Source organism: Pedobacter sp. ASV1-7, assembly GCF_040203335.1.
Lineage (GTDB): Bacteria > Bacteroidota > Bacteroidia > Sphingobacteriales > Sphingobacteriaceae > Pedobacter.
Window position 1 is genome coordinate 178,533 of record NZ_JBEHBV010000001.1, and the last position, 12,691, is coordinate 191,223.

The window sequence follows — 12,691 nt, forward strand, 5'->3', positions numbered from 1 at the left end:
GACAAGATTTTTGGTTTGGAATGGCCATTGTTAAGGCTGTTATGTACTTAAAAATGAGTTTATATATGAGCATAGAAGAAAAAGGAAGTATTTCCATTCATACGGAGAACATTTTCCCGATTATCAAGAAATTCCTGTATTCAGACAACGAGATCTTTTTAAGAGAGCTTGTATCAAATGCCGTTGATGCGGTACAAAAAATTAAACGCCTGGCTGCGCTTGGACAATATAGCGGTGAGCTGGGTAATCCATTAGTTGAGGTTGCTGTAGACGAGGAGAAAAAGACCATTACAATTACAGATAATGGTTTGGGAATGACAGCAGAGGAGATCAAAAAATATATTAACCAGGTTGCTTTCTCAGGAGCTAGTGAGTTTGTTGAGAAATTTAAAGATGCAAAAGACGCAAATGAAATCATCGGTAAATTCGGGTTAGGCTTCTATTCTGCATTTATGGTTGCTGATTTGGTTGAGATCCAAACACTTTCTTACCAGGATGGTGCAGAGCCTGCGCGTTGGGTATGTGATGGTAGTACTGAATATGAGATTACTGCAGGTAACAGAACTACAAGAGGTACGGAAATTATTTTACATGTAAATGCTGAATCTGAAGAGTTTTTAGGTAAATATAAACTTGAAGAGATTTTGGATAAATATGGTAAGTTTTTACCTGTTCCAATTAAGTTTGGTACAAAGACAGAACAAGAACCAGATGGCGAAGATGAGGAAGGAAAGCCTAAAACTAAAAGCGTAGAGGTTGACAATATCATCAATACTACAAACCCTATCTGGACAAAGGCACCTGCAGATTTGTCAGATGAGGATTATCTTTCATTTTATAAGCAACTGTATCCTTTTTCAGAAGAACCATTGTTCTGGATTCATTTGAATGTGGATTATCCTTTTAATTTGACAGGAGTATTGTATTTCCCTAAAGTGAAGAATGACTTTGATATGCAACGCAATAAAATCAAGTTATTTTCACGTCAGGTGTTCATTACTGATGAGGTAAAAGACATCGTTCCTGAGTTCCTGATGTTATTGCATGGGGTAATTGACTCACCAGATATTCCTTTAAACGTCTCAAGAAGCTTTTTACAGGCAGATAGCAATGTGAAAAAGATCAATAGCTATATCACGAAAAAAGTAGCGGATAAGTTACAAGAGCTGTACAACAAAGACCGTAAAGCTTATGAAGAAAAGTGGAGTGATATTGGTCTGTTTGTGAAGTATGGTATGGTTAGCGAAGAGAAATTCAATGAGAAAGCTAAAGACTTTGCATTGTTAACGAATACAAAAAAAGAATACTTCACTTTTGAAGAATATCGGGAAAAGGTAAAAGGTACCCAAACGGATAAAAATGGACAGGTAGTTTACATTTATGCAAACGATCCGGCTAAACAGGATAGTTTTATCCAATCGGCCAACAAGAAGGATTACGACGTGTTATTAATGGATTCTCCGATAGATAACCACTTCGTGCAACACTTAGAGCAGAAACTTGAAAAAACGGCTTTAAAACGCGTTGATTCCAGTGTTGCGAGTAAGCTGATCGATAAGGATGAGAACGTAGAATCGGTATTGACAGAAGATCAGTCTAAAAAGGTTGCAGAAATATTTGATAAAGCGATTAATAAGCCAGGATATCAGGTTGAGATTGTAGGTCTGAACCCTGAGGAGTTGCCAGTTACGGTTACTATGGATGAGTTTATGCGTCGTATGAAAGATATGGCAGCAATGGGCGGTGGAATGGGCTTTTATGGCAATATGCCGGATAGCTACAAAGTGGCAATCAATGGAAACCATAAGCTGATCGGAAAGATCATTGCTACTGATAATGAGGATGAGCAACGTTTGCTTGCTAAACAGGCAGTAGATTTGGCATTGCTTGCGCAGGGTATGCTTACTGGTGCGGATTTAACGGCTTTTGTTAGCAGAAGTGTAGAATTGATTTAAGGATAAAAAATAACCATTCTCTGAGAAGGTAATTTTTTCTTGACGAAAAGCGTGGTGCATTATATTGCATCACGCTTTTTTATTTCTGTTACCTACAGGATGCTTTGTAAATCAGCTGGTGAGTAGTTAATTGATTTTAAGGTTTTATTGTCGTTGGATCTGTATACCAGAAATAAAGAATCTTCTTCTTTGTGGTAAGCGTCGCATTGTTGTGTTGTTCTGTAATGCTGTATTGTCTGGTTGGCTTCTTCTTCTGATTTACAGGCTTTACTCATGTTAGAGCGATGTACCTCATCAAATAGAGACTTGAATTTATCAGCCAGGCCAAATTCAAGGATTGCACCTGAGAGTACGTACTGCAGGTCGCAAAGTGCATCTGCTACTTCAATAAAGTCATTTGTTTCAATGGCTTGTTTCAATTCATTAAGCTCTTCTGCTAATAGTGAAACCCTTAAGTTTGCTCTTTCAATAGCTGGAATCCCTGGTGTTTCTTTTATTGGGTGCTTAAATGTTTTATGGAATTCTGCAACCTGATTTAGTGAATTTGCTTCTTGCATTTTTTATGGATTATGTTGTTAGTTAAAATTACAATATTTATTCTGGATCAAAATTAAGGATAATAATTATTTACCGGTATTCAGCTTTGTAATTCGGGTTTGAATAAAAATAAGGTCGACTGTAGCGTTTTTAAAGTAAGTCTCGTTTTATAAGTAAAAGAGTGTTAATGGCCATTAACCCATAGTTATTTATAATGAAAAACATATACTTCTTAACGAAGTGCCTTTTAAAAAGAGATGAAGATGAAAAACGTAAATTTAAAAACACTATTTAAAACTTTTATTGCTGTTGTTGCTGTATCAGCAGTTTTTGCTGCTTGTTCTAAAGATAAGTACGAGCCTCAGCAAGTTGCAGGTCTTTCTGTTATTGATGCTTTTCCAGATACGATGTCTTTAGATTTTTATATTGATGTGACGAGGGTAAACAATAAAAAAGCATTAAAATTTAATGATAAGATTGATTACTTAAACCTTTTTCCGGGAACGAGAACTGTAAGTGTAGCTCGTAGAAATGGCAATAAAGCAATTGCTCATGAAAGATTTAATATGGCTCCGGGTATAGGGTATTCTATTTTTATTCTAGATACTTTACAAACAAATGAAAAAAGATTTTTAAGAACAGAAGATGATTTAAGTGCTCCAGCAGCGGATAAAGCAAAAGTTCGTTTTATTAACTTATACAAGGCGGCTACTAGTGGAGTTGGTGCTGGTCTTGAACTTGGAATTGCAGGAAAGGATACAGATTTATTTACTGAAAAAGCATTTTATGAGTATACAGATTTCACTGCCGTTGATCCGGGAGAAAGCATTACTTTCAATATTAAACAAGGAGATGCAGTTATAACTACTTTGCCAAACGTTAAGATTGAAAGAGGTAAAATCTATACCATTTATGCTAAAGGTAACTCAGCAGCAACAATTGATAGCTTAAAATTAGGCGCAGCAATTTACACACACAAATAATATCTACCTATATTTGAGGGTATTCTGTTTATATAACAGGATATCCTCTTTTAAATTTTAGATAAATATGCCGATGGACTATTTATAACCTAACCCTTAATTGCTGAAATAAAGAATGCTCAATTTTGAGAACGCGATAGCGGGGTGTTTAAGGAACGACAGTAAGAGTAAAGAGATGGTGTATAAATCATTCTATGGCTATTTAATGGGTGTTACTTTACGCTATGTGGACGATAGAAATGATGCAGAAGAGTTGGTTAACGATAGTTTTATTAAGGTTTTTAAGAGTATAAGTCAGTTCAATTCGCCAAAATCAGGCGATCAGATGTTAAAGGCCTTCAAAGGCTGGATTGCCAGAATTTCATCCCGTACGGCAATAGATTTTTTAAGGAGTAAAAGGACTTTTTTATATGTTGATGATATTGTTGAAGAGCAGCAGCCAGTTACCGAACTGAATGTAATCTCACAGTTAAATGTACAGGACATCATGAGGCTTTTAAATCAGTTGCCTGAGACACATAAATTGATTTTTAATATGTATGAAATTGAAGGCTATTCACATGAAGAGATTTCAAAGATACTATCAATGCCCGAAAGCTCATGTAGGGTTTATTTAACAAGAGCAAAGAACAAGTTGAGAGAACTTTATAAAAACTCCCTGTTGAATTCATATGATCCGACAACAATTCAAAATACCCGAAGGATATGAAACCGGTAGATGACGAGCTATTTGCTCACATAAAAGAATGTTTAACGGAACACGAGGAGGTTTATACACCTGGTGCATGGGAGCGTTTTGAGAAAAGGGAGAGAAAGAAGATCAGTTGGATCTGGATGGCGGGTTTAAGTAGTGCTGCTGCTGTTGTGTTAATTGGCTTTGCTTTGTTTTATACTGGAGGTAATATCCAGAATAAAAATACAGGGCAACATGTGAAAAATGATCAGTCTGAACAAACGATAGGAGTAGCGCCGGATTTGACTCCAGAAACACCAGCCCCAGCTGTTGAAAATTTAAAAAAGGAGTTAACAGAGAATAGGAATATTGTTGAGCAAAGAATAAGGAACAATGTTCCGGGTAACGCCTTAATCGTTCAATTAAATCAGCCTGTTACTTCGAAATCAACGATTCCTATGGTAGAACCTGCAAATTCATTTGCGCAGGGGAAGACAATAATTGTAGATTCAATAGGCGTTTCTAATAAAAGGGATGATCAGAACAAAGCAGTTTCTTCAGAACGAATTGCCCAATTAACAGTGAAGGAGGTTGATACCGCTAAAGAGAAGAGACCACGTAGTTTCCAGGAGTTTCTGGATGCAGAAGTAAAGTCTAATAGTGCTATTGCCGCACTGAAATCTACCGATAGAAAGGCAGACAAATGGGAAATGGGATTGATGGTAGCACCTTCTATGGGTAATGCTAAAAAGCTGAATATGGGATATGGTGTGAGTATGGATTATGCATTGTCCGATAAGGTTTCAATCAGCTCTGGCATCTCGTATAATGAAATAGGGGCAACAAAAAATATGGGAAGTGGAGACAGGGCTATGGACGCACCAGCTGGGGCAGTTGCCATGGTTCAGGAAACTAAAAGCTTGAAATCTGTTGATGCAAATCTGGTAGGAATAGATATTCCATTAGGGATTAAGTATTATCTGTCTAAAAAGTTTTACACCAATTTTGGGGTATCTGCTTTCGCTGTTTTAAATCAAAAACAAAATAACAACTATTTAAAGAGTGGTGTTGAGTATGCTCCAGCCACTGAGCAGATTGGGAATACAGGATTTAAAGCATTGTTTCAGACAAGGGAAGTTTCTGAAGCTGTTCCGTCAGGAGAAATCAGAGGAGGTAAGTATTTAGGATTTTACAATGTTTCTTTTGGGTTTAAACAACCAATTTCTGGAAGCAAAGCTTTCTCGGTAGAGCCATTTATGAAGTTGCCAATGAAAGAGTTTACAAAAGAAAACCTGTACCTGATAGGCACAGGTGTAAGGATAAAATTTGATTTTTAAAGCTTATTCTTCTTTAAGTTCCTTTAATATGTTCTCAATTTCTGTGGCATATTTTGAATAATAGGATTTTAACCAATAAATAGCGCAAAAGTGTAAAAAGGTATAAGTTACTACTGTTACAATTGTGAAATACAAATAAAATGAGCCATTGGATATACTGGTTTCAAACAACTTGATAAAGCGGTCGTATTCACTATTGATTAATAAAAGACTTACCTGAACAATCATAAATGGGAACATCATATAGCAAAATAGTTTATACAATTCCATATTGAGTTTAATATCGTAGTTAACTTCGTATAAGGTGTCTTTTGTACTTAAGGATACATTACTGATTCTTTTGTAGAAGAAGTAAAAACGGGTGAAGAAGTAGATTGAGGTTATCACAAGTAATATATATACTGCGTAAAATGGAGTATAAAGGACTGGTTTGAAATTGAAGATTTGTGGGAAAAATCCAAGCAAGATAATCGCTGCAATTTGTGCAATTAGTTCATTTTTCATGTTCCTTTTAATCTTATCAAGCGGTAATTCGGCTCGCTTAAGTTCTTCAACTTTATCTGGTATTGTTATGTTTGAGCTGGATTCTTTATTCCAGGCAGATTTTAGATCATCAAAATTCATATCCTTGTTTTTTTATAAGTTCTTTTAATTTATTTTTTGCTCTGTTTAGCTTTACTCTTGCATTTCCCTCACTAATCCCCAGATTTACTCCTATTTCCCTGTGCGAATAATCTTCAAGGAAATAGAACATCAATGCTTTCTCTATTTTATCCAGTTGCTGTAAAGCCTTATAAAAGTGAGCTATTTGTATCTCTTTTGTTTCTGCATCATCTGTAGGAATTTCTATTTCCTGACCAATTGTTGCATAAAGATCTTCTTTTCGTTTTTGCTTTTTGAAATAAACAATAGCGGTATTTAAAGCTACCCGATACATCCATGATGAAAACTTGCTTTGATGGTTAAAGGAGTCGTACGATTTCCATAGCTGACAGATGATTTCCTGAAAAAGATCTCTCTGATCATCTTCATCATCCATATACATCCTTGAAATCTTATGTATGATTCCTTTGTGGGTTTCTATCTGTTCAAGAAATTCTTTTTCTCTTGTTTTCAAATCTTAGTTCAATATGGGTTTAACAGTATAACCCTGCGCTTTCAGTAAGCTTAAGATGCCTTTTTTCCCAGGTAGGTGACCGGCTCCTACAGCAAAGAAACAGCTTTTGTTTCTCATCATTTCAGGTATTTGCTTTGCCCAATTCGCATTTCTTATTTGTAGCATCCATTTATCACTTTCTTTGGTACTGCCAAATCGTTTATCCTTTAATATTTTATCTAGTCTATTAAGGTCTTCTGCTTTATAGGTTTCAATCATTTCTACAAATACAGATTTATAATCGTCAAAATTAGCAATTTGCTCAACCAGCATGTCATCTGTAAATGCATTTGAAAAATACTCCGTTTGTTGTTTAACTGTTTCCAGTGCACCAAAAGGCTTTTGCTGTTTCTTCGCTAAATTAGCAAATTCAAATTCGTATGATTTAATCTCTGTACATGGGAGTGTTTTTGTTATAACGAAGCTACTTAAGGCAGTTAATGTTAATTGATCCATTGTTTTTAAAGGAATCCCCGTCTTTAAGGCCAGAACAGAATCTAACAATTTGTATTGTGCAGGACTCAGTTTTTTACTTAAGGGGATAGGCGACGTCATAGATTTTTGAAGCTCGGCTATTTCTGCCGGGTCTGTAAAGTTTAGTTCCATTACAAGTTCTTCCGCTTTTTCAAAAGCTTTTTTAGTTTTATCCTTAATATTAAAGTCTGGTTCGCACATCATATGGATGGTTCCATAAATATATGAAGGGTTAGTTAGTCCTTTGCCACTTATCTCCCATAATAGCGATTTTGTTGCCTGCTTTTCCTGCGCTTTTAAATGAATAGTAAATAGAAGTGTTGCAATAACTGCGAGGGTGCTTATTAGACTTTTCATAATATAATATTTTTAAGTTTTATAGGTTCTTATTTGTTTTCATAGAGTAAGTATGTAGTTAGGAATATTCGTTACAGGATTTAACAAAAAATATTTTTAACAATGGAATGTCAAAAGCGCTCCTATACTAGGGGCTTCAGAAGATATTCTCGTAACTTTACAAAAAGCACTTACGATTGATGAGAAGAATTTTGAATAAAAAGAATATTATAAACGCCTTATTTATTGGCTTTTTACTGGTGCTTATTTTTGTGCCATCTGCAAAAGCATTAATGATCCGAGGTTTGATGGAGATTGGGTTATTTAATCCCGGTATAGAAAAACCGAAAGATACTGCGCTTACAGAGGTAAAAGACCTTTCAGGGATTAGATTTAAAGATGCTTCAGGAAACATTGTGGATTTAGGAAGCTTGAAAGATAAGGTAGTGTTTTTAAACTTCTGGGCTACCTGGTGCCCTCCTTGTCTGGCTGAAATGCCTTCTGTAAATAAGCTTTACGAACAGTTTAAGAATGATAAAGATGTCGTTTTTATTATGGTAGATGCTGATAGTGATCTTGCAAAATCACAGAAGTACATGGATAAAAAAGGATATGGATTGCCGGTATATCAGGTTGCTAGTAATATTCCCGAAGTAATTTTTAAGGGGTCGCTACCTACTACAGTAGTATTTGATAAGAAAGGACGGGTTTCTTATAATGAAGCTGGAGCGGCTAATTATGCAAGTGATAAGTTTATAGAATTTATAAAACAGTTAAAGGCGAGTAACATTTAGACCTGGATTTACGTCTTATATATAACTCTTGTCTTGTTTAATTAAAAAATATGAGGATGAAAAGGAATTTGATTTTTATAATGAGTTGTGTTGTAGGATTATGCTTTACAACTAACACTTATGCGCAAAAAACAGATCTTTTGAAAGATCAGAATCCCAGACATGAGGAAAGTCGCGCAAGGTATATGAATCTTGCTGATTCTTTAACCCGAAATCAGGGTACGACTGTTCAAGAGACCTATAAAGCTTACGATTGGTATGAAGCTAGGGAGGAACGCAGAAAATTGAGAAGGGAAAGAAACTTTCAATTGAATTTGAATAGTGGATATTATTATAACAGTCCGTACTTTTATCCTTCGATAAGCTATGGTAATTATGGTTTTGGTGGACGCTTTAGCTACGGAGGTTATATTGGTTATGGATGGGGAAACAGTCGCCCGTGGGGTTGGTAAACAAGAAAGAAATTTATATTCATAAATATGCAGATTAAAAAGATAATGACTATCGCGGCGATTGCCGTTTCAGGAGTGATCATATCATCATGTTCACGTCAGGTTACAAGGGTAAATACTGATCAGGCAATTGATGTAAGTGGTAATTGGAACAATACAGACTCGAGGCTGGTAGCTGAAGAGATGACTCAAACTGTTTTAGGTGGTAAATGGTTGTCTACTCACCTGGAAGAGAAGCAAGGGAAAAGGCCTGTTGTTGTGGTTGGCGTAGTAAAGAATAAAAGTCATGAACACATTGATGCAGAAACATTTGTTAAGGATGTAGAGCAGTCATTTATTAAAAGTGAACGCGTTAGATTAGTGCAAGGAGGAAAAAAAAGAGAAGAACTTCGTGCAGAAAAAGCTGATCAGCAGGATAATGCTTCTGTATCAACAATGAAGAAATTCGGATTAGAAAATGGTGCAGATTATATCCTTCAAGGATCTATTAACTCTATCGTAGATTCTCATAAACGTAAAAAAGTAGTTTATTATCAGGTTAATTTAGAGTTAACAAACATCCAGACTAATGAAGTGGTATGGATTGGAGATAAGAAAATCGCTAAATACGTTAAAAATTAGTCGGCTTTTTCCTGACTAAATATAATATGGTACAAATTCGCAGGAATATTTTCAGAGCATCATTCTTATTAGGACTGATGCTCTTTCTTTTTAGCTGTTCCAGCTACAATGATATGATTGCGTCTTATTATAAACAGATTTCTGCGGGTAATTATGCGGAAGCAGTAAAGGAGCTGGATAAGAATAAGCTTTTACAAAAGCCACGAAATAAGCTTTTATTCCTAATGGAAAAGGGGAAAGCAAGTCATCTTTCTGGAGATTTTGAAGCAAGCAATCAATATTTTAATGAAGCCGATCAATTGCTTGAAAATGGAATGGGCGGTGCAATGGATGCAGTAGTGGGGACTTTAGTGAATCCAATGACTCAGCGTTATAAGGGGGAAGATTTCGAAAAGTTTATGATCCACTATTATAAAGCATTAAACTACGTTTATCTGAATAAAACAGAAGATGCTATCGTTGAAGCAAGGAGAATTACACTGCAATCACAGGAACAAGGTGATAAGTTTAATGATAAGGAAAACCGGTATTCTAAAGATGCATTCTCCTTAATGTTACAGGGATTAATTTACGAACATGATGGTGATGTCAACAATGCCTTTATTGCTTACAGAAATTCTGCAGAGGTATATTTGAAAAGCAAAGACCAGACTTATTATGGGATAAAAATGCCTGAGGCGCTTAAGCGGGATGTTTTGAGGATGGCAGATTATAATGGGTTTGCAGCAGAATTGAGTAGATTTGAAGGCCTTTTTAATATGAAGTATAACAAAACTCAAAGTTCTGAGGGTGGTGAATTGATTTTCTTTTGGGAGAATGGGATGGCACCAGTTAAGCAACAAGAAGAGCTTTTTTTCTCACTTATCAAAGGGAGCAATGGGGATTTGTTTTTTACTAATCTTGGAGGGACTATCATTATTCCCTTTTATCATGAATACAGCAACAGCAATTTTAGTTTGAACGGTGTTGAAAGTCTTAGGGCGACCTATCCTAAGTATGTTGCGCGAAATTCCTATTATAGTTCTGCGACCTTAAATAACGGAGAACAAACTGTTTCATTTGAGAAAGCAGAAGATATTAATGAGCTGGCTTTTAAAACCCTGGATCAGCGTTTTATGAAAGAGATGGGGAAAGTACTGACTCGTTTGGCGGTTAAAAAGAGTGCAGAATATGCACTTAGGCAAAGCGCTAAGGGGAGTGGTAAAGATGGTAAGAACAATTCTTTGCTGGAAGGTCTTGGCGTTGGGATGCAGTTATATAGCTTGCTTTCAGAAAAGGCTGATACCAGAAACTGGCAATCTTTACCAGCAAATATCAGTTATACACGTATTCCTTTACAAAAAGGGAGTAATACTATTACTCTGAAGCTAAAAAGTGCTTCAGGAGCAGATGAAACAAAAACAATAGAAATTACCGGAACAGGAAAGCTTCAGTTTTATAACTATTCGACTTTACGTTAGCCGTTTTCAAGACAATAAATAAAAATTACAATGCAAGAACCATTTGACATTACTATAGGAACAACTGATTATGCCATATTTCCAGAAGGCAATGATATTTACGTAGTTTATAAAGACGGGAAAGAATATGTTCAGATTCAAAAGGATACTGAAGAGCAATGGCTAAAGTTAGATGATGAAACAGCTTTACCTCTATTTGAGTATAATGAAGAAATAAATGCCATTGGTAAAGCCATCATGGCTTATGTGCCAGATGAAGAGGATGAGGAGAGCGATGAGGACGATGATCTGCTGGATTAACCGGTCCAGCTATCACGATCCAGGCTGCGGTAATGTATAGCTTCAGCTAAATGCTCCAATTTAATTTCTTCACTTTCTGCAAGATCAGCAATGGTTCTTGATACTTTTAAAATGCGGTTATAAGCTCTGGCTGAAAGACCGAGTTTCTCCATTGCTGATTTGATTAAATTCTGCCCTGTATTACCTATCTGGCAAATATTTCGCACCATATTTGGACTCATTTGTGCGTTGTAATGTAGGTTGTTATTAGCCCTGAATCTATTTTCCTGTATTCGACGTGCAGCAATTACCCGTCTTCTTATGTCAACACTCTTTTCTGTCTCAGCAGCAGATGTCAGTTCGTTAAAATTTACTGGTGTAACTTCTACATGTAAATCGATACGGTCCAACAAAGGACCAGAGATTTTGCTGAGGTATTTTTGAACGATACCAGGAGCACAGATACATTCTTTTTCAGGGTGATTATAGAAACCGCAAGGACAAGGATTCATAGAAGCGATGAGCATAAAGCTTGCTGGATATTCTACACTCAACCTGGATCGTGAAATGGTTACACATCGGTCTTCAAGAGGTTGTCTCATTACTTCCAGGACACTTCGTTTAAATTCTGGTAGTTCATCTAAAAACAAGACTCCATTATGAGCAAGAGATATTTCTCCTGGTTGCGGATTGACACCGCCACCAACCAGAGCCATGTCTGAAATTGTGTGATGAGGGCTGCGAAAAGGGCGTTCTGTCATCAATGATTCAGTGGCATTTAGTTTTCCTGCTACAGAATGAATTTTAGTTGTTTCTAAAGCCTCACGAATGCTTAATGGAGGTAATATTGTGGGGAGACGCTTAGCTAGCATGGTTTTTCCTGCACCTGGTGGCCCAATAAGAATTAAGTTATGTCCTCCAGCGGCAGCAATTTCAAGTGCTCTTTTTATATTCTCTTGGCCCCTGACATCAGAAAAGTCTTGCTCATAATTGCTTGTATGATTTAAAAACTCATCTCTTGCATTGACGAATACAGGCTCTTTTTTTTCTGAACCATTAAAAAAGGAGACGACTTCTTTTAAGTTTTGCATGCCATAAACTTCCAGGTCACTTACAATTGCTGCCTCTCTCGAATTGTCTTTTGGAAGAATGAAGCCTTTAAATTCTGCTACACGAGCTTGTATTGCTATTGGTAAAGCTCCTTTGATGGGTTGTAATCCTCCGTCTAAGGAAAGTTCTCCCATGATGAAGTATTTATCCACCTCCGGGCTTTCTATTTGCCCTGAAGCCGCTAAAATACCTATGGCAATAGGGAGGTCGTAAGCTGAACCTTCCTTCCGAATGTTGGCGGGTGCCAGATTAATTACAATTTTCTGTCTGGGCATTTTAAGTCCTGCAGATTGTATTGCGCTTTCGACTCTTCTCAGGCTTTCCTTAATGGCATTATCCGGCAGGCCAACAATATGATATCTATTTCCTCCGCCTATACTTACTTCAATGGTTATGGTTAACGCGTTTACACCAAAAACCGCGCTCCCATAAGTTTTTATCAGCATAACTAATTTTTAAATGTCACCGTGTGAATCTATACTGATTTGATAATACGTTGGTAAGAAATGAGGGTTTATATTTTA

The 12,691-nt window shown here is 36.4% G+C and carries 14 protein-coding genes; 9 read left to right on the plus strand and 5 right to left on the minus strand.

Annotation, left to right across the window (positions count from 1 at the left end):
* Positions 1 to 65 precede the first annotated feature (65 nt).
* A complete protein-coding gene (htpG, locus tag ABDJ41_RS00840) occupies positions 66 to 1,955 on the plus strand; it encodes a molecular chaperone HtpG (RefSeq protein WP_349783836.1) in 1,890 nt (629 codons plus the stop codon).
* A 92-nt stretch (positions 1,956 to 2,047) separates the two neighbouring features.
* On the opposite strand, the gene ABDJ41_RS00845 is transcribed toward htpG, so the two are convergent.
* Positions 2,048 to 2,512, minus strand: a complete 465-nt coding sequence (locus tag ABDJ41_RS00845; protein WP_349783837.1) for a pyrophosphohydrolase domain-containing protein — start codon at positions 2,510 to 2,512, stop codon at positions 2,048 to 2,050.
* A 243-nt stretch (positions 2,513 to 2,755) separates the two neighbouring features.
* Between ABDJ41_RS00845 and ABDJ41_RS00850 the strand changes: the two genes are divergently transcribed.
* The 3 genes from ABDJ41_RS00850 to ABDJ41_RS00860 all read left to right on the plus strand — a co-directional run bounded on the left by ABDJ41_RS00850 (position 2,756) and on the right by ABDJ41_RS00860 (position 5,485).
* Positions 2,756 to 3,475 carry a DUF4397 domain-containing protein gene (locus ABDJ41_RS00850; protein WP_349783838.1) on the plus strand — a complete coding sequence of 240 codons (720 nt, stop codon included), beginning with the start codon at positions 2,756 to 2,758 and terminating at the stop codon, positions 3,473 to 3,475.
* Positions 3,476 to 3,590: 115 nt separating this feature from the next.
* Complete coding sequence (locus ABDJ41_RS00855) at positions 3,591 to 4,184, plus strand: RNA polymerase sigma factor (protein WP_349783839.1); 594 nt, start codon at positions 3,591 to 3,593, stop codon at positions 4,182 to 4,184.
* Complete coding sequence (locus ABDJ41_RS00860; protein WP_349783840.1) at positions 4,181 to 5,485, plus strand: hypothetical protein; 1,305 nt, start codon at positions 4,181 to 4,183, stop codon at positions 5,483 to 5,485. Before ABDJ41_RS00855 ends, ABDJ41_RS00860 begins: the two co-directional genes overlap by 4 nt.
* 3 nt (positions 5,486 to 5,488) lie before the next feature.
* Here ABDJ41_RS00860 and ABDJ41_RS00865 read toward each other — a convergent pair whose 3' ends face one another.
* Genes ABDJ41_RS00865 through ABDJ41_RS00875 form a run of 3 tightly spaced genes read right to left on the minus strand, consistent with a single transcriptional unit; the run spans position 5,489 to position 7,472 of the window.
* Entirely contained in the window at positions 5,489 to 6,109 is a 621-nt protein-coding gene (locus ABDJ41_RS00865) for a hypothetical protein (protein WP_349783841.1), read from the minus strand.
* Positions 6,099 to 6,602 (minus strand): RNA polymerase sigma factor, encoded by a 504-nt coding sequence (locus ABDJ41_RS00870; RefSeq protein ID WP_349783842.1) that lies wholly within the window; start codon positions 6,600 to 6,602, stop codon positions 6,099 to 6,101. Before ABDJ41_RS00870 ends, ABDJ41_RS00865 begins: the two co-directional genes overlap by 11 nt.
* A gap of 3 nt (positions 6,603 to 6,605) precedes the next feature.
* Positions 6,606 to 7,472: a TraB/GumN family protein gene (locus ABDJ41_RS00875; RefSeq protein ID WP_349783843.1), complete on the minus strand. Its 867-nt coding sequence runs from the start codon at positions 7,470 to 7,472 to the stop codon at positions 6,606 to 6,608.
* 179 nt (positions 7,473 to 7,651) lie between these two features.
* Here ABDJ41_RS00875 and ABDJ41_RS00880 point away from each other — a divergent pair, with 179 nt between their 5' ends.
* The 5 genes from ABDJ41_RS00880 to ABDJ41_RS00900 are packed head-to-tail and all read left to right on the plus strand — an operon-like array spanning position 7,652 to position 11,078.
* Positions 7,652 to 8,245 carry a TlpA family protein disulfide reductase gene (locus tag ABDJ41_RS00880; protein ID WP_349783844.1) on the plus strand — a complete coding sequence of 198 codons (594 nt, stop codon included), beginning with the start codon at positions 7,652 to 7,654 and terminating at the stop codon, positions 8,243 to 8,245.
* A 56-nt stretch (positions 8,246 to 8,301) separates the two neighbouring features.
* The gene (locus ABDJ41_RS00885; RefSeq protein ID WP_349783845.1) at positions 8,302 to 8,697 is read left to right on the plus strand and encodes a hypothetical protein; all 396 of its coding nucleotides are present in this window, start codon (positions 8,302 to 8,304) and stop codon (positions 8,695 to 8,697) included.
* Positions 8,698 to 8,724: 27 nt separating this feature from the next.
* A complete protein-coding gene (locus ABDJ41_RS00890) occupies positions 8,725 to 9,318 on the plus strand; it encodes a penicillin-binding protein activator LpoB (protein WP_349783846.1) in 594 nt (197 codons plus the stop codon).
* Positions 9,319 to 9,344: 26 nt separating this feature from the next.
* Positions 9,345 to 10,778 (plus strand): COG3014 family protein, encoded by a 1,434-nt coding sequence (locus ABDJ41_RS00895; RefSeq protein WP_349783847.1) that lies wholly within the window; start codon positions 9,345 to 9,347, stop codon positions 10,776 to 10,778.
* Between the two features lie 30 nt (positions 10,779 to 10,808).
* Positions 10,809 to 11,078: a hypothetical protein gene (locus ABDJ41_RS00900; RefSeq protein ID WP_349783848.1), complete on the plus strand. Its 270-nt coding sequence runs from the start codon at positions 10,809 to 10,811 to the stop codon at positions 11,076 to 11,078.
* On the opposite strand, the gene ABDJ41_RS00905 is transcribed toward ABDJ41_RS00900, so the two are convergent.
* Positions 11,075 to 12,613, minus strand: coding sequence for a YifB family Mg chelatase-like AAA ATPase (locus tag ABDJ41_RS00905; RefSeq protein WP_349783849.1), 1,539 nt, complete (start codon positions 12,611 to 12,613; stop codon positions 11,075 to 11,077). The genes ABDJ41_RS00900 and ABDJ41_RS00905 overlap by 4 nt on opposite strands.
* Positions 12,614 to 12,691: the final 78 nt, after the last annotated feature.